The following is a 20,024-nucleotide window of genomic DNA, read 5'->3' on the forward strand; positions in this document are numbered from 1 at the left end:
CGGCTCGGTTCCCGAAGCAAGGAGTGTCATGTCGCGTGTCGTGAAGCTGGCCGTCATCCCGGGTGACGGCATCGGTCCCGAGGTCATCGCCGAAGCCGAGAAGGTGCTCGACGCGGTCACCGCCGAGACGGACGTGACGTTCGACAAGACCCGCTTCTCGCTCGGAGCCGCCCGGTTCCTCGAGACCGGAGACACGCTCACCGACGACGACCTCGCCGCGATCTCCGCCCACGACGCGATCCTGCTCGGCGCGGTCGGCGGAACGCCGGGCGACCCGCGGCTCAAGAACGCGAACATCGAGCGCGGTCTGCTCCTCAAGCTTCGTTTCACGCTCGACCACTACGTGAACCTGCGCCCCTCCAAGCTCTTCACGGGCGCCGCGGGACCGCTCGCGAACCCCGGTGACATCGACTTCGTCGTCGTGCGCGAGGGCACCGAAGGTCCCTACGTCGGCAACGGGGGAGCGATCCGTCAGGGCACCCCGCACGAGATCGCCAACGAGACCTCGGTGAACACGGCGTTCGGCGTCGAGCGCGTGGTCCGCTACGCGTTCGACCTCGCGGAGCGTCGTCGCAAGAAGCTCACGCTCGTGCACAAGACGAACGTGCTCGTGCACGCCGGTGCCATCTGGCAGCGGATCGTGAACGAGGTCGCGGCCGAGCATCCCGATGTCGCGGTCGACTACCTCCACGTCGACGCCGCCACGATCTTCCTCGCGACGGATCCCGCGCGTTTCGACGTCATCGTCACCGACAACCTCTTCGGTGACATCCTCACCGATCTCGCCGGTGCCGTCACCGGCGGAATCGGACTCGCCGCCTCGGGGAACATCAATCCCTCGGGCGCCTTCCCGTCGATGTTCGAGCCGGTGCACGGTTCGGCGCCCGACATCGCGGGGCAGCAGAAGGCCGATCCGACGGCTGCGATCCTCTCGATCGCGCTGCTGCTCGACCACCTCGGCCTCACGGCCGAATCCGCACGCGTCAGCGCGGCGGTCGAGGCGGACATCGCGAGCCGTGACGGCGCGCGCACCACCGCCGAGATCGGCTCCGCGATCGCCGCACGCCTCTGATCCGCAGGCGTAGGCTGGAACCGCGCGAGGACGCGTACACCCCTCAGAACGGAACATCACCATGACGACCATCGACGCACAGGCAGCAGTGGCTCCGCTCGATTTCGCTGTGACCAAGAACCTCGCCGCGGCATCGCCCGCTCGGGTCGCCGAAGTGCTGGAGAACCCCGGCTTCGGCGTCGCCTTCACCGACCACATGGTCGACATCTGCTGGTCGCTCAAGGGCGGCTGGCACCGACCGCGCGTGCAGCCCTACGGGCCGATCCCGCTCGACCCCGCGGCATCCGTGCTGCACTACGGCCAGGAGATCTTCGAGGGCATCAAGGCCTACCGCCACGCCGACGGGTCGATCCACACCTTCCGTCCCGACCGCAACGCCGCTCGCCTGCAGGCGAGCGCGCGTCGCCTCGCGCTCCCGGAACTCCCGACCGAGTACTTCATCGAGTCGCTGCGTCAGCTCATCGCCGTCGACGGACGCTGGGTGCCGTCCGGTGCCGATCAGAGCCTCTACCTCCGGCCGTTCATGTTCGCCAAGGAGGCTTTCCTCGGCGTCCGCGCCGCGCAGAAGGTGGCCTACTACGTCATCGCGAGTCCCGCGGGTGCGTACTTCACCGGAGGCGTGAAGCCCGTGCGCATCTGGCTCTCCGAGGAGCACTCCCGCGCGGGTCGCGGTGGTACGGGCAAGGCGAAGACCGGTGGGAACTACGCGTCGAGCCTCCTGCCGCAGGCGCTGGCGAGCTCGAAGGGCTGCGACCAGGTCGTCTTCCTCAACGAGAAGAACGACGTCGAGGAGCTCGGCGGCATGAACGTGGTGTTCGTGTTCAAGGACGGTCGCATCGTCACTCCCGAGTCCGACAGCATCCTCGACGGCATCACGCGCGACTCGCTGCTGCAGCTCGCCGAGGACCGTGGGTACACGGTCGAGCGCCGGGCGATCTCGATCGACGAGTGGCGCGAGGGCGTCGCCTCGGGCGACATCACCGAGGTGTTCGCGTGCGGCACGGCCGCCGTCGTCACCCCGATCGGTGCGCTCGTGGGCGAGGGCTTCGACGAGCCCCAGCCGATCGGCGAGCTCGCTCTGTCGCTGCGCGAAGAGCTCACCGACATCCAGTACGGGCGCCGCGAGGACCGCCACGGCTGGCTGCTGCGCCTCGACGCCTGACCGCTCACACGCCCCCGAGACCCCGCTTTGCCGAACCGGCGAAGCGGGGTCTCGTCGTCGGGGCCGCTGGATAGGCTGGAGTCATGAAGATCGCCCGATTCAGCCATGACGACGCCATCCTCTTCGGGATCGTCGACGAGAAAGATCTCGTCGTCCTCTCGGGCGACCCTCTCTTCGCCGGCTACGAGCCGACGGGTGACCGGGTGCCGATCGCTGACGCCGTCATCCTCGCCCCGGTGATCCCGCGATCGAAGATCGTCTGCGTCGGCAAGAACTACCACGACCACGCCGCCGAGATGGGGGGAGAGGCTCCCGAGGAGCCGCTGCTCTTCCTCAAGCCGAACACCGCCGTGATCGGCCCGGGAGACACGATCGTGCGCCCGGCGATCTCGGAGCAGACCGAGTACGAGGGCGAACTCGCCGTCGTGATCGGCAAGGTCGCGAAGAACGTCTCGGCGGCGGATGCCCTCGACTACGTGCTCGGATACACGATCGGCAACGACGTGACCGCCCGCGACCTGCAGCGTAAGGACGGCCAGTGGGCGCGAGCGAAGGGCTTCGACACCTTCTGCCCGCTCGGCCCGACGATCAACACCGACTTCGACCCGTCCGAGGCGACGATCGAGACGCGCGTCAACGGAGAGGTCCGCCAGAAGGCGCCGCTGACCGACATGATCCATTCGGTCGAGGAGATCATCGCGTACGCGTCGGCCGTCTTCACACTGCTCCCGGGTGATGTCATCCTCACCGGAACGCCCGCGGGCGTGGGCACCTTCGCGGCCGGTGACACGGTCGAGGTCGAGATCACGGGTCTCGGCATCCTGCGCAGCGCCGTGCGCGACGCCGTTCCCGCGGCATGAGCGCGCCGGCCCTCACCGCCGCGCAGCAGTCGGCGGTGCAGCGCCGCACGGTCCTCGTCCTCTCCCTCGGGCAGGTTCTCGGAGGGATCGCCTTCGGCGCGACCGTGTCTCTCGGCGCGCTCCTGGCCGCCGACATCTCGGGAGACGACGCACTGTCGGGGCTCGCGACGGCGTCGGTCACGCTCGGCGCGGCGCTCTGCGCGATCCCGCTGGCGCGTCTCGCCGCGCGGGTGGGCCGTCGAAGGGCACTGACCCTCGGTAACCTCTTCGCGCTCGTCGGGATCGCGGTCGTCATCCTCGCTGCGTCGCTGCGCGTCTTCCCGCTGCTGCTGGCGGGCATCCTCATGATCGGCGCGGGCAACGCGGGCAACCTGCAGTCGCGCTTCGCCGCGACCGATCTCGCCGTTCCCGCCCATCGAGGCCGCGACCTGTCGATCGTCGTCTGGGCGACGACGATCGGTGGCGTCGCCGGCCCGCTGCTGCTCGGGCCGGGGGAGATCGTCGGCGCCGCGATCGGGATGCCGCCGCAGACCGGGTCGTACGTCTTCTCGTTCGTCGCGCAGTCGGCGGCCCTCGTGCTCTACCTCGTCGCGCTGCGCCCGGATCCGCTGCTGGCCGCGCAGCGCATCGCGACCGTCGCGGCGGCGGCCTCGAGCGTCCAGGCCGTCGACCGCCCGGTCGTCGCGCGCTACGCGATGTTCGCGATCGCGGGTTCCCACGTCGTGATGGCCTCCGTGATGGCGATGACCCCGATCCATCTCTCGCACATGGCGCACAGCATGCACGCGGGGCACGATACGGCGGCTGCCGCGGCCGACGTCTCGCAGCTCGTCGGGATCACGATCGCGCTCCACGTCGCCGGCATGTACGCGCTCTCCCCGGTCTTCGGCATCCTCGCCGACCGCTGGGGGCGGCTGCAGGTCGTGCTGTTCGGGCAGGTGCTGCTCGGCGGGTCGTTGATCTTCGCGATCTTCGCCAACGACCGGGCCTGGGGCGTCATGGCCGCCCTCATCCTCCTCGGTCTCGGCTGGAGCGCCGCGACCGTCGCCGGTGCCGCGCTGCTGACCGAGTCGAGTGCACCCGAGCTGCGCACGCGCCGGCAGGGGCGCAGCGACTCGCTGATGAGCCTGTCGGCGGCCGCCGGCGCGGTGCTGGCCGGGGTCATCCTGTCGAACTTCCAGTACGCGGGACTCGGGATCGCGGCATCCGTCCTGGTGCTGATCATCGTCGCGCTGTCACCTCTCGGCCGCCGCGCACGCTCGTGAAGTCCTGGGCGGGAGTGGGGGAGGCGTACGCGACCTCGTACGCATCGCTCTGCGCGGGCATGGTCGGCACCCTGCTCGACGCCCTCGGGCCGGCTCGGGGACGCTCGCTGCTCGACGTGGGCGCGGGAACCGGAGAGCTGGTCGCCCGCGCGACAGGAGCCGGGTGGACGGCGACCGGTTGCGAGCCCGAGCCGACGATGCGGGAGGTCGCCGGGCGTGCGCATCCCGGACTGGAGTTCGTCGCCGCGGCGCTCCCCGAACTCCCGTTCGCATCAGCGTCGTTCGATGCGGTGACGGCGAACTTCGTGCTCAACCATGTCGTCGATCCGCGAGCATCGGCCCGGGAGATGACCCGGGTGGCGTCGCACGGTGGTCTGCTCGCCGGCACGATCTGGACATCGTCTCCGTCGTGGTTCTGGCTCGAGGTATGCGAGCGGGCAGGCGTGATGCCTGCCGCTGGCGAGCGGCTTCCGGCGCATAAGGACTTCGAGCGCACCGTCGGCGGCTTCTCCGCGATGCTGACGGATGCCGGTTGGCGGGACACCTCGACGATCGAACAGACATGGACGTGGGAGGCTGCGCCGGAGACCCTGTGGAGCTCGGCGGAGGGCGGCGTCGCCTCGGCGGGCCAGTTCTACCGCAGCCTCGATCGTGAAGAGCGTGCACGCTTCCGATCCGGTTTCGATGAGGCGTGTGCCGTCCACGCGCGCGGCGGGATGCTTCCCCTGCGTCATTCGGCGGCGGTGGCGGTGGGGCGCGCGCTCTAGAATCGAAGGGCTATGGCTACTCCTCACCCCCTCACCACGACCGCCAGCGGTGCCGACGTCCGCGTCCGCTTCTGCCCGTCGCCCACCGGCCTGCCGCACGTCGGCATGGTTCGCACCGCTCTCTACAACTGGGCGTACGCGCGCCACAACGGCGGCAAGCTCGTCTTCCGCATCGAAGACACCGATGCGGCGCGCGACAGCGAGGAGAGCTTCCGGCAGCTCGTCGACGCCCTCACGTGGCTGAAGATCGATTGGGACGAGGGCGTCGAGGTCGGCGGACCGCACGAGCCGTACCGCCAGTCGCAGCGCCACGACATCTACCGGGGTGTCATCGACAAGCTCATCGCGTCGGGTGCGCTCTACGAGAGCTACTCCAACGCCGAGGAGATCGACGCCCGCAACGAGGCCAACGGTCGTGCGAAGCAGCTCGGCTACGACAACTACGACCGCACGCTGACCGAGGAGCAGAAGGCCGCCTTCCGCGCCGAGGGCCGCCAGCCCGCTCTGCGCCTGCAGGTGCCGGATGAAGACCTCACCTACGTCGATCTCATCCGCGGAGAGGTCACCTTCCCCGCCGGGTCCTTCCCCGACTTCGTCGTGGTGCGCCCGAACGGCATCCCGCTGTACACCTTCGTGAACCCGGTCGACGACGCGCTCATGGGCATCACGCACGTGCTGCGCGGCGAAGACCTCATGCCCTCGACCGCCCGACAGCTCGCGCTCTACGCCGCGCTCATCGATGCAGGCGTCACGACGTTCGTGCCGCGCTTCGCCCACATGCCGCTCGTGCTGGGGGAGACGGGCAACAAGAAGCTCTCGAAGCGCGACCCGCAGGCCGACCTGTTCCTGCACCGCGAGCGCGGCTTCATCCACGAGGGTCTCCTCAACTACCTCGCCCTGCTCGGCTGGTCGATCGGTCACGATCGTGACGTGTTCTCGCTCGACGAGTTCATCGCCGCGTTCGACATCGAGAACGTCAACCCGAACCCGGCCCGCTTCGACCAGAAGAAGGCCGAGTCGATCAACGGCGACCACATCCGCATGCTCGACCTGAAGGACTTCGCCGAGCGCACGATCCCGTATCTCGCCGCGGCCGGGCTCTTCGACGAGCCGACCCATGAGCAGCTCGTGCTGGCGTTCCGCGCCGCGCCGCTCGTGCAGGAGCGCGTGCAGTTGCTGGGGGAGGTGCCCGGCATGCTCGGCTTCCTCTTCACCGACGACATCGCCTACGAGGCCGATGCGCTCAAGGGCCTCCCGGCGAACGCCGGCGAGGTGCTCGACGCCTGCGTCGCGGCCCTGGAGCCCGTCACCGAGTTCACTCCGGAGAGGATCCAGGATGCCCTGGCGACGGCGCTCGTCGAGAACCTCGAGCTCAAGCCCCGTGTCGCCTACGGCCCGCCGCGCGTCGCGATCACCGGTCGCCGCGTGTCGCCGCCGCTCTTCGAGTCGATGGAGCTGATCGGCAAGGACGAGACGCTGCGTCGCCTGCGTCTGCTGTCGGAGACGCTGGCGGGCTGAGACGCCCGACGAACCGCCTGGAGGAGGACCCCGTTCGCGGTGGTCCTCCTCTTCGCGTTCGGGGCACGCGCACGGGAGCGCGACACGCGCGGCGGGAGCCGCTCCATTTGGCGCTTCCCGATCCGTCCGGTAGGCTTGACTCTCGGTGCGAGGCTCCGGTTTCGCCCTTGGGGTATGGTGTAATTGGCAACACGGCGGTTTCTGGTTCCGTTGTTCTTGGTTCGAGTCCAGGTACCCCAGCAAGACGAAGAGGCCCGGAATTCCGCGAGATGCGGAACCCGGGCCTCTTGCTTTGCCCGCGGGGAGCGGGCCCCGGAGGGCCTACTCGCACTCCCCGATGAACTCGAGGTAGCAGACGGCCTCGTGGGTCACGGCGGGCTCGTAGTCGTCGTTCGACACCTCGCGGGTCGCGGTCTCCGCGGTCTTCGTCAGATGCCCGAACGACCCGAGCGACGAGACGTACATGCCCTCCTGGTCGAGGCCGCGCATCCGGTCGATCTCGGTGCGGTGCTGCGTGCAGAGCAGAGTCGCCGCACCCGTCAGCTCGACATCCGCGCAGGCGCCGGCGTACTGCGCCTCCATGAGGCCGATGCAGTCGGTCCAGTCCTGGTTGACCGTGCACGGGCTCACACCGTCGTCAGCGACGTTGTAGAGGCCCGTCTCGTACTCCTCGGTGTGGAACGTCTCGGGCTTCTCGGCGACATCGGTCTTGGTCCAGTGGCGCGCGGTCGTGAACGCGATCACGACGACGATGATCGCGGCGATCAAGAGGGCGCCCACGATCGAGAGGGTGACCCACAGGCCGGTGCGCTTCTTCTTGGCGGGGGCTTCCTCTCCCGGCGTTCCGTACGGTGTGGTCGCTGCGTACGGATCCCCGGGCCCGCCGTAGGGCGCGCCCGTCGGGCCGTCGTGCGGCGCGGTCGCGGCGAAGGCGGCCGGCGCGGCGAACGCAGCGGGCGTGGCTCCGTATGCGGCGGTCGGGGCATCGGATGCCGGTGCCTGATCGACGGGCGGCGACGGCTCCGCGGGCGGAGCGGCGGGCGGGGGAGCCGCGGCGAAGCCGCCGACCGGTGCGCCGGTATACCCGTCAGGCCGAGAAGAAGGTGCGGGCGCGGCCTCGGATGCAGGTGCAGGCGCGGGGGCCGCGGCCTCGGGCGCCGGGGGAGCGGGCTGACTGATCGACTGCCAGTACCCGTACCAGCTCTGGCTGGCCTGGGGATCGGCGACGACCTGCTGGGCCTCGGCATCCGAGAGCTGGATGCCCAACGACTGGCGCGCCTGCGCATTCAGGAGGTACGAACGGAATTCATCGAGTGACAGGCCCATGCTGGCGATGATGGCAGAAACCCGCAGCGCGCGACAATCCGGTTGGGTATTCCTCCCCATGCCCGCCGCACCTAGCAGAGCGCACGCGAACGTGACCAGCCCCTTCTCGGATCGGGTGCCGGCGGGCAGAGTGCTGGCATGGCAGCTCTCGTGCGCGTGATCCCCGGTGAAGACCTCGGCTTCCGAAGGATCCGATCGGGATCCGGCTTCCGTTATGTCGACAAGGCCGGTGACGCCGTACAGGAGGCCGATCGGGAGCGCATCCACGACCTGGTCATCCCGCCGGCGTGGACGGACGTCTGGATCGCCGCGGACCCGCTCGCGCACATCCAGGCCGTCGGCGTCGACGGAGCGGGGCGCAAGCAGTACCTGTACCACCCGCTCTGGCGGGTCAAACGGGACCGCCACAAGTTCGGCCGCGCGCTGGCCCTCGCCGAAGCCCTTCCGCATGCGCGGGGACGGGTCACCCGAGCATTGCAGCACGAGACCCTCTCCCGCGAGAAGGTGCTGGCCACCGCATTCCGGTTGCTCGATGACGGAGCCCTCCGGATCGGGTCGGAGCGCTACCTCGTGCGCCACGGCAGCCGCGGCCTGACGACGCTGCGCCGCCGTGACGTGCACGTCGAGGGGAACGTCGTGTCGCTCTCGTTCCCGGCGAAGAGCGGGCAGACCGCGGCGATCGAGATCACCGACGACGTGCTCGCGGCCGTGCTCGACGATCTGGCCGCTGGCCCGGACCGGGCGCCGCTCCTCGCGTATCGGCGGGGACGTCGGCGCGTGAAGATCACGCCCGCCGAGGTGAACCGCTACCTCAAGGACGTCACGGGCGACGCGTTCACGGCGAAGGACTTCCGCACCCTCCACGGCACGATCCTCGCGGCCGACGCCCTCGCGCGCATCGGCCCGCTCGACTCCCGTCGGGATCGCGAGCGCGCCGAGCGCCTCGCCGTACAGGCCACGGCCTCCGCGCTCGGCAATACGGTCGCGGTCGCCCGGGGCAGTTACATCGATCCCCGCGTCTTCAAGCTGTACTCCCGCGGGAAGACGCTCGACCTCTCGGTCGCCCCGGAGACCGCGATCCGCCGTCTTCTGGGCGACACGAGGCGGCGTCGCTGATCAGCTCTCGCGGGGGTAGGTGTAGAAGCCCTCACCCGTGGCCACGCCGAGCTTGCCCTGGTCGATGTATCGCTCCTTGATGAGGTCGGCGAATGCCTGCTGCTTCGCGTCGCCCATCCGCGAGATGTTGTAGGCGGTCGTGAGTCCGACGATGTCGTAGATCTCGAAGGGGCCGGCGGGTGCTCCGGTGCCGATGCGCCATGTGGCGTCGATCGCCTCCGGCTCCGCGATGCCGTCGACGAGCAGCTCGCCCGCAGCCTGGAGGAAGGGCACGAGGAGGGAGTTGAGGAGGTAACCCGCCTTCTCCTTCTTGATCTCGATCGGCACCATGCCGATGTGGCGTGCGAACTCGACGACCTCGGCATACACCGACGGGTCGGTGGAGGGAGTGCCCATCACCTCTGCCGTGTTGTGCGACCAGATCTCGTTGGCGAAGTGCAGGGCGAGGAAGCGGTCGGGGCGCCCCGTCGAATCGGCGAGCGCGCTCGGGAGAAGGGTCGACGAGTTGGTCGCGAAGACGGTCGACGACGGCGCGGCCTCCGCCACGCGCCGGTAGATGCCCTGCTTGAGCTCGAGGTTCTCGGGAACGGCCTCGATCACGAGGTCGGCTGCGGCGACGGCGTCTTCCAGATCGGTGGTCAGACGGATCCGCGGGATGGCCGCGTCCGCGCCGCCGTCGGCTGCGCCCTCCACCGAATCCGCGACGTACCGCGCGGCCAGTCCGCGGAATCGCTCGCCGGCCCGCTCGAGGGACGCATCGTCGATGTCGTAAGCGGTGACGTCGAATCCATGGAACGCGGTCTGGAACGCGATCTGCGATCCGAGGACGCCGGTGCCCAGGACGGTGATGTTCTTCATTTCTCTTCCTTCTTCTGCGGCCTCGTGGGCCGTTCTCGGGACGACGCGTCCGGGTCAGGACGGGTCGGCGGTGCGGTCGAACCTTTCGAGATCGTGCGCGAAGCGGGCGACCTCGCCGTCGGACCACCGAGCGAGGTGCGCCTCGACGATCCGCTGGAGCGACGTGAGCGCACGGTGGAAGGCATCCGCGCCGTCCTCCGTGAGCTCGAGCGGGCGTCCGCGTCCGGTGTCGTTCGGCGTCTCGCGGACGAGTCCGAGACGGATCAGCGCTGCGAGCTGGCGTGAGACCGTCGATCGGTTGAGGCGGAACATGCGGGCGATATCGGTGGAACGGATGCCGGGCTGCTCGGCGATCGCCATCATGATCGACTGCTCGGTCATCGAGAGGGGAGTCTCCTCGTCGCGCGCGTCGGCGAGGCCGCGGCGGGTGATCGCGACGAGAGAGCGGAGCACGCTCATGCTGTGGTCCTGACGATCCATGTCCATCTCACCCTCCTGTTGCTTGATGCAACGCTACGCCTATGTGTTGCATTCCGCAACATACGCACGGGATGGCCTGCACCCCGACGGTGCGGATGGGAGGATGGAGGGATGGAAACCGCCAACCTCACCCGTGACGAGACCGCGGCGCGATCCGCCGCGATCACCGCGCACCGGATCCGTGTCGAGCTCGATCTCGCGGGCGCTCCCGAGCGCGCGCGGACGGGCTTCCACTCCCGGACCACGCTCGAGTTCGACGCCACGGCGACCGAGACCTGGCTCGACTTCATCGGGGAGTCGGTCGAGCGCGTCGTGGTCAACGGCGACGAGGTCGAAGTCGAGTACGACGGCGCCCGCATCGCTCTGCGCGGTCTCGCGGCCACGAACACGGTCGTCGTCGATGCCGTCGGTGCCTACAGCCGTTCGGGCGAAGGTCTGCACCGGTTCCACGATCCCGCCGATGGCGAGACCTACCTGTACACGCAGTACGAACCGGCGGACTCGCGCCGGGTCATGGCCTGCTTCGAGCAGCCCGACATCAAGGCGTCGTACACCTTCGTCGTCGATGCGCCGGCCGGCTGGGAGGTCCTCTCCAACCAGGCCGCCGTACGCACCGAGGCGGGCGTCGGCATCCAGCGCGTCGAGTTCGCTCCGACGCTGCCGATCTCGAGCTACATCACCTCGGTCGCTGCGGGCCCCTACGCCCGTGTCGACGGGGAGTGGCAGGGCGGCGACCAGCGCATCGCGCTCGGGGTGTTCGCCCGCCGATCGCTCGCCCAGTACCTGGAGGCGGAGGAGATCCTCGAGGTCACCCGTCAGGGTCTGGACTTCTTCGCGGAGGCGTTCGCCTATCCGTATCCCTGGGGCAAGTACGACCAGATCTTCGTGCCCGAGTACAACCTCGGGGCGATGGAGAACCCGGGGCTGGTCACCTTCACCGAGGCGTACCTCTCCCGCGGCGCGGCGACCGATGCCCAGCGCGCGGCACGAGCGAACACGATCCTGCACGAGATGGCGCACATGTGGTTCGGCGACCTCGTGACGATGCGCTGGTGGGACGACCTCTGGCTCAAGGAGTCCTTCGCCGACTACATGGGTGCCCATGCCTCGGCCGCCGTGACCCGTTACACCGATGCCTGGGTGACGTTCGCGGCACGGCGCAAGGCCTGGGCCTACCAGCAGGATCAGCTGCCGACGACGCATCCGATCGTCGCCGACATCACCGATCTCGAGGCCGCCAAGCTCAACTTCGACGGCATCACGTATGCGAAGGGCGCGTCGGTCCTCAAGCAGCTCGTCGCCTTCGTGGGCGAGGACGCGTTCTTCGAAGGAGCCCGCCGTTACTTCGCCGCCCACGCGTTCGGCAATACGACGCTCGACGACCTGCTCGTGCAGCTGAGCGCCGTCTCGGGCCGAGACATGGGCGAATGGTCCCGGGCGTGGCTGGAGACGACGGGCATGTCGACGCTGTGGCTGGAGGAGACGGACGATGCGGATGCCGCAACCCGTGTGCTCGTGCAGACCGACCCGCGTCCGCACCGCCTGCGCATCGGTCTGTACGCCCGCGAGGGGGAGCGGCTCGTGCGTCGCGAGCAGATCGCCGTCGATATCAGCGAGGAGCGCACGTCGATCGTCGTTCCCGAGGCGGATCTCGTTCTGCTGAACGACGACGACCTGACCTATGCGAAAGCGCGTCTGGATGAGCGCTCACTCATCGCCGTCGAGGAGTCGCTGTCGGCGATCGACGACCCGCTCGCGCGTGCACTCGTCTGGTCGTCGCTGTGGAACGCCACCCGCGACGGCGATCTCGACCCCCGGCGGTATCTCGGCATCGTGCGCGCGCACGCACCGCTCGAATCCAACAGCGGGCTCCTCACCGGCGTCCTCGCGAACGCCGCGTTCGCGATCCGCCACTTCGTCGCGGACGCGCATCGCGACGCGGAGCAGCGGTCGTGGCTCGCGGCGTCGCTCGTCGCCGTGTGGGACGCGGATGCCGGCAGCGATGCACAGCTGTCGTGGGCGCGCGCCTTCGCCGGGGCATCCGCGTACGACGACCACCATGCCGAGCAGGTGCGGGAACTGCTGGGCGGGCACGTGCCCGACGGCCTCGTCGTCGACCCCGACCTCCGTTGGCAGCTGCTGACCGCGTTGGCGACCACCGGGCACGCCGATGCCGCGGAGATCGCCGCCGAGCTCGAGCGCGATGACACCGGCAGCGGCCGGACGGCCGCGCGTCGCGCGCTGGCCTCTCGTCCGGAAGCCGACGTGCGTGCTGCGGCCTGGGAGGCGGCCTGGAACGACCTCTCGCTCAGCAACGACCACCTCGATGCAGAGATCGGGGCGTTCCGTGCCGGCGGACGCCGTGAGCTCATCGCGGGCTTCGATGCGGAGTACTTCCGCCGCATCGCCGACGCGTGGCGGAGCCGCAGCATCGAACTCGCGCGGCGCCTCGTGCTCGGGCTGTTCCCCTCGTCGGACACCACTGACGCGGCCGACGCCTGGTTGGCCGAGAACGCGGAGGCGCCCGCTGCGCTGCGCCGACTCGTGATCGAGCAGCGCGATCACCTCGCCCGCGAGATCCGCGTGCGGGCGGCGCAGAGCTAGGGCGTCCGCGGTTCGAGGGTCGTTCCCATCACCCTGCGCACGATCCACGGATGCGCGCGATCGTCGTCGATGTGGGTCATCCCGAGGTTCTCGGCGACGCCGCGCGAGGCGCGGTTCTCGGGATGGATGATCGCCGTCAGCACGATCGGCGCATAGCGCTGTCGTGCGAGCTCGACGCACGCGTGCGCGGCCTCGGTGGCGAAGCCCCGTCGTTGCATCTCCCGTCGCACGTGGTACCCGACCTCGAGCACACGCTCGTCGTTCACCGATTGCCAGGTGAGCCCGCAGTCTCCGACGAACTCGCCCTCGTGGGTCTCGATGATCCACAGGCCGTGGCCGTCCTCGGCGTAGCGAGTGCGCATCCGTGCGATCCAGTCGGCGCTCTCCGCCCGCGTCTTCGGTGCCGGGTAGTAGGCCATGACCTCGGGGTCGCCGAGCATCGCCGCGACGCGGTCGAGGTCGTCATCGACCATCTCCCGGAACCGCAGGCGTTCGGTCGGGTGGGGGAGGAGGCTGAGTGTCGACATCAGATGTCGAGCGATTCTCCCGGCTCGAGCGCGAAGAACTCGCCGCCGCCCTGCTGAGTCGCCCACTCCAGACGCTGGCGGTGCATGGTCTTTCCCGCCACCGAGAGTGTCATGTCGTGCGTGCCGAAAGCTCGGCGGGGCTTCACCGCGAGGACGTAGTCGATCGCCTCGCCGATCTTCAGCCACGGGGCACCGAGGGGTGCCGCGAGAGTGCCGACCTCGACGCCCTCCGGCACGGCGTAGGAGTCGCCGGGGTAATACAGCTCGTCGTTCACGAGCACGCCGACGTTCTCGATGACGGGGATCGACGAGTGGATGATCTCGTGCGTTCCGCCGAAGAAGCGCAGAGTGAATCCACCGACCGTGCGCGTCTCGCCGGGGGAGACGACGGTGATCTCGTAGCCCTCGGCCGCGCGGGCGACACCCGCCGGTCCGAAGATCGGAACGCCCGGCGCCATCCGTAGGATGCGGTCGAGATGCTCCGGCGTCCAATGATCGGGGTGCTCGTGGGTGAGCACGACGGCGACGACGTCGCCGAGGTCGTCGAGCGGAGTCGTGAAGGAACCCGGATCGATGAGCAGGGTCTCACCGTTCTGATCGATGCGGAGGCTGGCATGTTCGAACTTGGTCACGCGCATGCGTCGAGTCAACTCCCTCTCCGTGCGCCGTGCAAACCCTTGACCTTTCCTGCGCCACGCCCGGGCGACGCGATGCCGGGGCCTCGATTTGGCGTCGTGAGAAATGCCGTGGCATACTTGAACGGTTGTCGCGCGACGGAAACGAAACGCAGACGGCCCCATCGTATAGCGGCCTAGTACGCCGCCCTCTCACGGCGGTAACGCGGGTTCGAATCCCGCTGGGGTCACACAACAAGAGAAGGCCCCCGGTTCTCCGGGGGCCTTCTTCGTGCGTCGACGTCCGGTCTCAGGTCGCGCGCTTCGCGCCGGTCAGCCACAGCGCGACCGCCGTCGTCACCAGAGCCGCCGCGGCGAGCGGGAAGTCGAGCCCGTACATCGTGATGCCGATCATCGGGGAGACGAACACGAGCACTGCGGCGGTCGTCGCTACCGGGGAGGGGAAGCGCGCGGGTGTCTGCTGCGGAGCCTTCTCGAAGCGCACGAGCCACAGCGATGCCAGCCACACGGCGCCGAGGACGATCGCGAAGAACAGCGGACGCGTCCACCACCATGCGGCGCTTCCGGGGGTGGGCATCGGCAGGGGCAGCAGCAGCTCGGTCCCGATGAGCACGAGGATCACCGGGAAGTGCCAGAGGTAGATCGTCATCAGGCGGGAACCGATCAGGAAGACCGCGCCCTGCGCCGGTCGCGTGCGCATGAGAGCGGTCAGCGGCTGGCGCAGGAGCGTCAGCCCCGCAGCCTGCACGATCGCCAGCAGCGCCATCGGCGCGGTCGGAGGCCACTGGTTCGTGAGCATGCTCGCGGGATATCCCGCGATCGCGACGAGCGCCCAGAGCGCGCCGTAGCCGGCCACGAAGATCGCCGCGAGCTGCCACCGACTGCGCCGCGCGAACCAGCCGTCGTACAGGAAGAAGCCCACCTGTTGCGCGAACAGCCAGATGAAGACGATGTTCGGGATGCCGAAGATCTCCTGGCCGAATCCGTACCCCGTCGGCGGCACGCGATCGATGCCCAGCAGCTCGCCGAGAACCAAGAAGCGGAAGGCGTCGACCGCGAAGCCGGCGAGCAGCAGCACGATGAGCACGCGCGCGCCGAACCGCTCGTGCAGACGCATCATGAACGGCGCGCACGCCTGAGCGACCAGATATGCGGCGAGGAACCACAGCGGTGAGCCGACGCCGATCGCGATCGAGTCCACGAAAGCGGGATCGAGGTCGATCAGCCGTGTGACGCCCAGGGCGACCGTGAAGAACACGAAGACCGGGAGTGCGGGGCGGGCGAGGCGGGCGAGCCGCACGCGCACGAAGCCGTCGGCCGTCTCTCCTCGGGCGGTCGCGGAGCGCCATCCCGCGCGCGCCGCGTATCCGCCGACGACGAAGAACAGCGGCATGATGTTGACGATCCACGTGCCGGCGACGAACCAGGACTGCAGCTCGACGGTCTTCTCGATCACCAGAGATCCGTCCGAGCCTCGGCCGACGCCGGTGAACAGGATGTGCACGAAGACCACGAGGAGCACGCACGCCACGCGTGCGAGGTCGAGCGTGAGGTCTCGTCCGGCGGGGACGGTGCGGGTCGTCGTGTCGGCGGCGGCGCGAGTCATGCCGAAGACTCTAGCGCCGCGGGGCCGTCGCCCAGGTGCCCGTGCCGTCACCTGGGGAGAAAGCGCCGAAGGGGCACCCGCAGAGTATGCGGGCGCCCCTTCGGGTTCGAGCGTCGGTCAGGCCTCGACGTCGGATGCCGCAGCCGTCGCAGCGTCTCGTCGCATCCGGCGGGCCCGCCGGATGAGCCAGATCACGAGCACCACGGCGCCGGCGATCGCAGCCCAGGGGAGGAGGAAGCCGACGGCGATCACGAGAGCGTTGAGCGAGACGATGAGCCCGTTCCATCCTGCCCACAGCCCGTCACCGAACCCCGAAGGATCGGCGGTCGTCGTCGTGGCGGTCCGGGTCAGCTGCACCTGGAGGCTGGACATCGCGACCTGGTCGTCGAGCGCGGCGAGCTGCTGCTCGTAGGACTCGAGCTGCGCCTGGCGGTCGGTCAGCGCGACCTCGGCCTCGATGAGCTCCGAGACGGATCCCGTCTGCGCCATGAGTTCGGTGAGCCGCTGGACCGAGGCTTTCGTCGCGTCGACACGCGCCCGGAGATCCACGGCGACGTCGGTGACGTCCTGGCGGGAGATCGACGACGACAACACCTCCCCGGATTCGTCGAGCTCGGCGATGACCGCCGCCAGGTCGGCGGACGGTACGCGGATGCTGATCCACCCGTACCCCGAATCCGCCGGAGCGGGCTCCGACGCGCCGTCGACGGCCAGGGCCTTGCCGACCTCGGTGCTCTCGACGTACCCGCCGTGCTCCTCGGCCAGCGCGCTGATGGCGTCCGCGGCATCCGCGATGTCCTCCACCTCGAGCGTGGCGTTCGCGTTCGCGATGATCTCGCGGTCGGCCGTGGCGAGGTCTCCGCTCGCGAGCGAACTCGATTCGGCGGCGCCGTCGAGGCTCGCACTGCGATCGCCGGAGACACCCTGCTCGGGCATCGCGACACCCGGGACGGGCGCATCGACGGCGGGGGAGCTGAAGCCATCGGCCGTGCTCGAGGCGCCGCCGGAACCGACGACGCCGAGGATCGGGGGCGTCACCAGCACGCCGACCGCGAAGGCCGCGGCGACGCCGACACCGGTCAGCCAGCGACGGCGGCGCGCTCCCGCACGCGCAGGGGCCACCTGCGGGGCCGGGCCGGGAGCGCGCTCCTCGGCGATCTGGGCGAACACGGCGGTCTCGATGCGCGTGACCGCCTCATCCGACAGCTCGGGCAGCTCTTCCGGGGTGGTCTGGTCGTTCATGCGTCTCTCACTTCCTGGACGGCGCCCCGCAACTGGGTGCGCACTCGGGAGAGACGGTTCCGAACGACAGCGTGACTCACACCCAGCTCCTCCGCGGCCGCCTGATAGGCGTACCCCTCGGTGGCGCAGAGGCGGAAGATCTCGCGATCGATCTCGTTGAGGTTTCCCACCTCATCGGCGATCCGAGCCGCGAGCGCCGCCGTGATGACCTGCTCCTCGACGTTCACCGTGTCGGGGAGGGAGTCATCGAGCGCGTCGGAGGTGTGCGCCTGATCCCGCCGCCGTTGCCGCAGACGATTCGCCGCCTGGAAGCGGCAGATCGTCGCGAGCCACGGCAGGATCGACTCGCCCTGGAGGTCGAGTGCGGGGAGCTTGCGCCAGGCGACCAGGAAAGTCTCCTGGGCGATGTCCTCGGCATCCGCGGGGGAGGCGAGGATGCCGTAGGCGATCCAGTACACGGGTCGGACATGTGCGCGGTACAGCTTGCGGAAGGCGCTCTCGTCACCTGACGCGGCCTGCGCCGCCCATCTCTGATCACTCGTCTGCGTAGGCATCCTGATTCCGTTCGGTGTCTCTCACCCGGAAAGTGTCGAGGGATGCCCCATCGTCTCAGAATCTTCCGCGCGCCGATATCGTCGGCGCTCCGATAGCATTGCGTCTGCGAGGGGGAGTATCCCGGATCCGCGCGTAACGTCATCACGAGCACCAAGGCCGCTGCTCCGGGCGCGCGACGCACCGTGTGCGGGGGAGAGACTCTCGATCCTTCTAGACCCTTCGCGAAAGCTGTCGTTCCCCGTGGAAATCCCTCTCTGGTTCGAGATCACCTCGATGATCGTCCTCACGGTCATCCTCATCGGCGACCTCCTGCTCATCCGGCTCCGGCCGCACATCCCCTCCACGAAGGAGTCGACCCTGTGGGTCGTCTTCTACGTCGGGCTCGCCCTGCTGTTCGCCCTCCTCCTGGGCAACGTCGGCGGGTGGCAGAACGCCGGCGACTTCATCACCGGGTGGGCGCTGGAGTACAGCCTCTCGGTCGACAACCTCTTCGTCTTCGTGCTGATCATGGCCCAGTTCGCCGTGCCGCGGCGTCTGCAGCAGCAGGTCCTCATGGTGGGCATCATCATCGCGCTGCTCCTGCGCGGTGCCTTCATCCTCGTCGGCGTCACGATCATCGAGAACTTCTCCCCGATCTTCTACATCTTCGGCGCCTTCCTCGTGTGGACGGCGATCCGCCAGGCGATGCCCGAGGGCGACCACGATGGCGAGGTGCAGCGCGAGAACTTCATCGTGCGCCTGCTGCGCCGCCGGATCGACATCAGCGAGACGTACGACGGATCCAAGATCCGCACGACCGTCGACGGCAAGCGCATGTGGACCCCGATGATCATCGTGTTCATCACGATCGGCGTGACCGACCTGATCTTCGCGATCGATTCGATCCCCGCGATCTTCGAGATCACGACGAACGGGTTCCTCGTGTTCTCGGCGAACATCTTCGCGCTCATGGGCCTGCGTCAGCTGTACTTCCTGCTCGGTGACCTGCTCGACCGCCTGCGTTACCTCCATTACGGCATCGCGGTGATCCTCGGGTTCATCGGCATCAAGCTGATCCTGCACGCCCTGCACGTCAACGAGCTGCCGTTCATCAACGGCGGTGAGCACGTGGAATGGGTGCCCGACATCGACAACATGGTCTCGCTCGGAGTCATCCTGGTCTCGATGACCGTGGCGACCATCGCGAGCCTGATCGCGGCTTCGCGGGAGAAGCGGGCGCAGAAGGTGGCACCGCCCGCGGAGTGATCCCGGAGAGACGCGACTCGGGCGCGGATCACTCCGCCGACCAGAGGATCTCCGCGTCGAGGGTGGCGTCGATCGTCTGACGGAGCAGTGCCCCGACCGATTCCGACTGCAGAAGCGAATAGCGATCGTACTCGCCGAGCGGGGCGATCGCGGCGAGCTGCCAGGACGCGGCGAGGGGATCGTCGGAGAGTTCGGTGTTCGGATCCCAGCGCGCCTCGGGCGCGCGGGCGAGCACGCGCCGCACGATCGACTCGCCCTCGGCGAGCAGGGGAGTCAGTCCGTCGTGCCACTCCAGAGTGGGGAGCGGGGTCAGGGCGGCTCGTGGATGCGGGTCGTCATCGAGCCACTGCTCGACCAGGAACCGTTCCGTGCCGACGGCGAGTGCGTGCAGCACCTCGGTGTCGGCGGACACGCTGACGAGCCGCGCCAGGGTTCCGACGCGACTGCGCTGATCGCCACCGCCCGCCTCGGCGCCGCGCTCGATCAGCACGACGCCGAACTCCGGATCCTCTTCGTCGAGGAGCCGCCCGATCATGGTGAGGTATCGGGTCTCGAACACGCGGAGGGGGAGCGGGGTGTACGGGAACAGCACCGAACCGAGGGGGAACATCGGCATCGGGTTCATGGGATCAGTCAACACCCCGCGCCGCTCGCAGGCCAGCGTCGTACAGTGAAGAGATGCGCAGACCGCTCCCCGTCACTCCCGCGCCCGGTCAGGAATCGGTGTGGGACTACCCGCGACCGCCTCGAGTGGAAGCGGTGGCGGCACGCGTGACGATCCGGCTCGGCGGCGAACTGATCGCGGACACGCACCGGGCGATGAGAGTGCTCGAGACGAGCCACCCGCCGGTCTACTACCTCCCGATCGCCGACTTCGCACCGGGTGCGCTCACCGACGCGGCCGGTTCGTCGTTCTGCGAGTTCAAGGGCGCAGCGCGCTATCTCGATGTCCACGGCGGAGGTGTCGTGCGCGCGGGCGCCGCATGGAACTACCCTGATCCGACGCGGGGTTTCGAAGCGCTCGAGGATCGCGTCGCCGTGTACGCCGGGCCCATGGACGAGTGCACGGTCGGCGGAGAGATCGTCGTCCCGCAGCCCGGTGGTTTCTACGGCGGCTGGGTCACGTCGGCCGTGGTGGGTCCGTTCAAGGGGATCCCGGGCTCGATGGGCTGGTAGTTCCCGCCCG

The 20,024-nt window shown here is 69.0% G+C and carries 19 protein-coding genes and 2 tRNA genes; 12 read left to right on the top strand and 9 right to left on the bottom strand.

Annotation, left to right across the window (positions count from 1 at the left end; genetic code table 11):
* The first annotated feature begins 28 nt into the window (after positions 1-28).
* The 7 genes from KV396_RS13585 (at position 29) to KV396_RS13615 (ending at position 6,884) form a co-directional block, all read left to right on the top strand.
* Positions 29-1,072 carry a 3-isopropylmalate dehydrogenase gene (locus KV396_RS13585; protein ID WP_247956044.1) on the top strand — a complete coding sequence of 348 codons (1,044 nt, stop codon included), beginning with the start codon at positions 29-31 and terminating at the stop codon, positions 1,070-1,072.
* Positions 1,073-1,133: 61 nt separating this feature from the next.
* Positions 1,134-2,234 (top strand): branched-chain amino acid aminotransferase, encoded by a 1,101-nt coding sequence (locus KV396_RS13590; protein ID WP_247956045.1) that lies wholly within the window; start codon positions 1,134-1,136, stop codon positions 2,232-2,234.
* 83 nt (positions 2,235-2,317) lie between these two features.
* On the top strand, positions 2,318-3,094 hold the full coding sequence (locus KV396_RS13595) for a fumarylacetoacetate hydrolase family protein (RefSeq protein WP_247632345.1): 777 nt from the start codon (positions 2,318-2,320) through the stop codon (positions 3,092-3,094).
* On the top strand, positions 3,091-4,359 hold the full coding sequence (locus KV396_RS13600; RefSeq protein ID WP_247956046.1) for an MFS transporter: 1,269 nt from the start codon (positions 3,091-3,093) through the stop codon (positions 4,357-4,359). The genes KV396_RS13595 and KV396_RS13600 overlap by 4 nt, the downstream gene beginning before the upstream one ends.
* Positions 4,356-5,126 (top strand): class I SAM-dependent methyltransferase, encoded by a 771-nt coding sequence (locus KV396_RS13605; RefSeq protein WP_247956047.1) that lies wholly within the window; start codon positions 4,356-4,358, stop codon positions 5,124-5,126. Before KV396_RS13600 ends, KV396_RS13605 begins: the two co-directional genes overlap by 4 nt.
* 12 nt (positions 5,127-5,138) lie before the next feature.
* Complete coding sequence (gene gltX, locus KV396_RS13610; protein WP_247956048.1) at positions 5,139-6,644, top strand: glutamate--tRNA ligase; 1,506 nt, start codon at positions 5,139-5,141, stop codon at positions 6,642-6,644.
* 168 nt (positions 6,645-6,812) lie between these two features.
* Positions 6,813-6,884: transfer RNA gene (locus tag KV396_RS13615), tRNA-Gln, on the top strand.
* Between the two features lie 81 nt (positions 6,885-6,965).
* Here KV396_RS13615 and KV396_RS13620 read toward each other — a convergent pair.
* Positions 6,966-7,970, bottom strand: a complete 1,005-nt coding sequence (locus KV396_RS13620; RefSeq protein ID WP_247956049.1) for a hypothetical protein — start codon at positions 7,968-7,970, stop codon at positions 6,966-6,968.
* A 138-nt stretch (positions 7,971-8,108) separates the two neighbouring features.
* Between KV396_RS13620 and KV396_RS13625 the strand changes: the two genes are divergently transcribed.
* Positions 8,109-9,086, top strand: coding sequence for a DNA topoisomerase IB (locus KV396_RS13625; protein WP_247956050.1), 978 nt, complete (start codon positions 8,109-8,111; stop codon positions 9,084-9,086).
* On the opposite strand, the gene KV396_RS13630 is transcribed toward KV396_RS13625, so the two are convergent.
* Both KV396_RS13630 and KV396_RS13635 read right to left on the bottom strand, forming a co-directional pair.
* On the bottom strand, positions 9,087-9,944 hold the full coding sequence (locus KV396_RS13630) for a 3-hydroxyacyl-CoA dehydrogenase (protein WP_247956051.1): 858 nt from the start codon (positions 9,942-9,944) through the stop codon (positions 9,087-9,089).
* Positions 9,945-9,998: 54 nt separating this feature from the next.
* Positions 9,999-10,424: a MarR family winged helix-turn-helix transcriptional regulator gene (locus KV396_RS13635; protein WP_247956052.1), complete on the bottom strand. Its 426-nt coding sequence runs from the start codon at positions 10,422-10,424 to the stop codon at positions 9,999-10,001.
* 111 nt (positions 10,425-10,535) lie between these two features.
* On the opposite strand from KV396_RS13635, the gene pepN reads away from it, so the two are divergent.
* Positions 10,536-13,028: an aminopeptidase N gene (pepN, locus tag KV396_RS13640; RefSeq protein WP_247956053.1), complete on the top strand. Its 2,493-nt coding sequence runs from the start codon at positions 10,536-10,538 to the stop codon at positions 13,026-13,028.
* On the opposite strand, the gene KV396_RS13645 is transcribed toward pepN, so the two are convergent.
* Positions 13,025-13,555 carry a GNAT family N-acetyltransferase gene (locus tag KV396_RS13645; protein ID WP_247956054.1) on the bottom strand — a complete coding sequence of 177 codons (531 nt, stop codon included), beginning with the start codon at positions 13,553-13,555 and terminating at the stop codon, positions 13,025-13,027. The two genes, pepN and KV396_RS13645, sit on opposite strands and share 4 nt — an antisense overlap.
* Positions 13,555-14,193, bottom strand: a complete 639-nt coding sequence (locus KV396_RS13650) for an MBL fold metallo-hydrolase (RefSeq protein WP_247956055.1) — start codon at positions 14,191-14,193, stop codon at positions 13,555-13,557. The genes KV396_RS13645 and KV396_RS13650 overlap by 1 nt, the downstream gene beginning before the upstream one ends.
* Positions 14,194-14,347: 154 nt before the next feature.
* On the opposite strand from KV396_RS13650, the gene KV396_RS13655 reads away from it, so the two are divergent.
* Positions 14,348-14,420, top strand: a tRNA-Glu gene (locus KV396_RS13655).
* A 59-nt stretch (positions 14,421-14,479) separates the two neighbouring features.
* Here KV396_RS13655 and KV396_RS13660 read toward each other — a convergent pair.
* The 3 genes from KV396_RS13660 to KV396_RS13670 form a co-directional block, all read right to left on the bottom strand.
* On the bottom strand, positions 14,480-15,796 hold the full coding sequence (locus tag KV396_RS13660; RefSeq protein ID WP_247956056.1) for an acyltransferase family protein: 1,317 nt from the start codon (positions 15,794-15,796) through the stop codon (positions 14,480-14,482).
* 117 nt (positions 15,797-15,913) lie between these two features.
* On the bottom strand, positions 15,914-17,038 hold the full coding sequence (locus KV396_RS13665) for a DUF4349 domain-containing protein (RefSeq protein WP_247956057.1): 1,125 nt from the start codon (positions 17,036-17,038) through the stop codon (positions 15,914-15,916).
* A complete protein-coding gene (locus tag KV396_RS13670) occupies positions 17,035-17,592 on the bottom strand; it encodes an RNA polymerase sigma factor (protein WP_247956058.1) in 558 nt (185 codons plus the stop codon). The genes KV396_RS13665 and KV396_RS13670 overlap by 4 nt, the downstream gene beginning before the upstream one ends.
* Positions 17,593-17,833: 241 nt before the next feature.
* On the opposite strand from KV396_RS13670, the gene KV396_RS13675 reads away from it, so the two are divergent.
* On the top strand, positions 17,834-18,838 hold the full coding sequence (locus KV396_RS13675) for a TerC/Alx family metal homeostasis membrane protein (RefSeq protein ID WP_247622641.1): 1,005 nt from the start codon (positions 17,834-17,836) through the stop codon (positions 18,836-18,838).
* A 28-nt stretch (positions 18,839-18,866) separates the two neighbouring features.
* Here the strand turns inward: KV396_RS13675 and KV396_RS13680 are convergent, their stop codons facing one another.
* On the bottom strand, positions 18,867-19,463 hold the full coding sequence (locus KV396_RS13680) for an LON peptidase substrate-binding domain-containing protein (protein WP_247956059.1): 597 nt from the start codon (positions 19,461-19,463) through the stop codon (positions 18,867-18,869).
* Between the two features lie 53 nt (positions 19,464-19,516).
* On the opposite strand from KV396_RS13680, the gene KV396_RS13685 reads away from it, so the two are divergent.
* Positions 19,517-20,014, top strand: coding sequence for a DUF427 domain-containing protein (locus KV396_RS13685; RefSeq protein WP_247956060.1), 498 nt, complete (start codon positions 19,517-19,519; stop codon positions 20,012-20,014).
* The last annotated feature ends 10 nt before the right edge of the window (positions 20,015-20,024 follow it).

It is taken from the genome of Microbacterium galbinum (assembly GCF_023101185.1).
GTDB lineage: Bacteria > Actinomycetota > Actinomycetes > Actinomycetales > Microbacteriaceae > Microbacterium > Microbacterium galbinum.

Excerpts from the sequence above, each read along its gene's own strand:
- KV396_RS13630 (WP_247956051.1), bottom strand. The coding sequence starts at position 9,944 with ATGAAGAACATCACCGTCCTGGGCACCGGCGTCCTCGGATCGCAGATC.
- KV396_RS13650 (WP_247956055.1), bottom strand. The coding sequence starts at position 14,193 with ATGCGCGTGACCAAGTTCGAACATGCCAGCCTCCGCATCGATCAGAAC.
- KV396_RS13620 (WP_247956049.1), bottom strand. The coding sequence starts at position 7,970 with ATGGGCCTGTCACTCGATGAATTCCGTTCGTACCTCCTGAATGCGCAG.
- KV396_RS13670 (WP_247956058.1), bottom strand. The coding sequence starts at position 17,592 with ATGCCTACGCAGACGAGTGATCAGAGATGGGCGGCGCAGGCCGCGTCA.
- KV396_RS13585 (WP_247956044.1), top strand. The coding sequence starts at position 29 with ATGTCGCGTGTCGTGAAGCTGGCCGTCATCCCGGGTGACGGCATCGGT.
- KV396_RS13595 (WP_247632345.1), top strand. The coding sequence starts at position 2,318 with ATGAAGATCGCCCGATTCAGCCATGACGACGCCATCCTCTTCGGGATC.
- KV396_RS13635 (WP_247956052.1), bottom strand. The coding sequence starts at position 10,424 with ATGGATCGTCAGGACCACAGCATGAGCGTGCTCCGCTCTCTCGTCGCG.
- KV396_RS13625 (WP_247956050.1), top strand. The coding sequence starts at position 8,109 with ATGGCAGCTCTCGTGCGCGTGATCCCCGGTGAAGACCTCGGCTTCCGA.
- pepN (WP_247956053.1), top strand. The coding sequence starts at position 10,536 with ATGGAAACCGCCAACCTCACCCGTGACGAGACCGCGGCGCGATCCGCC.
- KV396_RS13645 (WP_247956054.1), bottom strand. The coding sequence starts at position 13,555 with ATGTCGACACTCAGCCTCCTCCCCCACCCGACCGAACGCCTGCGGTTC.
- KV396_RS13685 (WP_247956060.1), top strand. The coding sequence starts at position 19,517 with ATGCGCAGACCGCTCCCCGTCACTCCCGCGCCCGGTCAGGAATCGGTG.
- KV396_RS13665 (WP_247956057.1), bottom strand. The coding sequence starts at position 17,038 with ATGAACGACCAGACCACCCCGGAAGAGCTGCCCGAGCTGTCGGATGAG.
- KV396_RS13680 (WP_247956059.1), bottom strand. The coding sequence starts at position 19,463 with ATGAACCCGATGCCGATGTTCCCCCTCGGTTCGGTGCTGTTCCCGTAC.
- KV396_RS13660 (WP_247956056.1), bottom strand. The coding sequence starts at position 15,796 with ATGACTCGCGCCGCCGCCGACACGACGACCCGCACCGTCCCCGCCGGA.
- gltX (WP_247956048.1), top strand. The coding sequence starts at position 5,139 with ATGGCTACTCCTCACCCCCTCACCACGACCGCCAGCGGTGCCGACGTC.
- KV396_RS13590 (WP_247956045.1), top strand. The coding sequence starts at position 1,134 with ATGACGACCATCGACGCACAGGCAGCAGTGGCTCCGCTCGATTTCGCT.
- KV396_RS13600 (WP_247956046.1), top strand. The coding sequence starts at position 3,091 with ATGAGCGCGCCGGCCCTCACCGCCGCGCAGCAGTCGGCGGTGCAGCGC.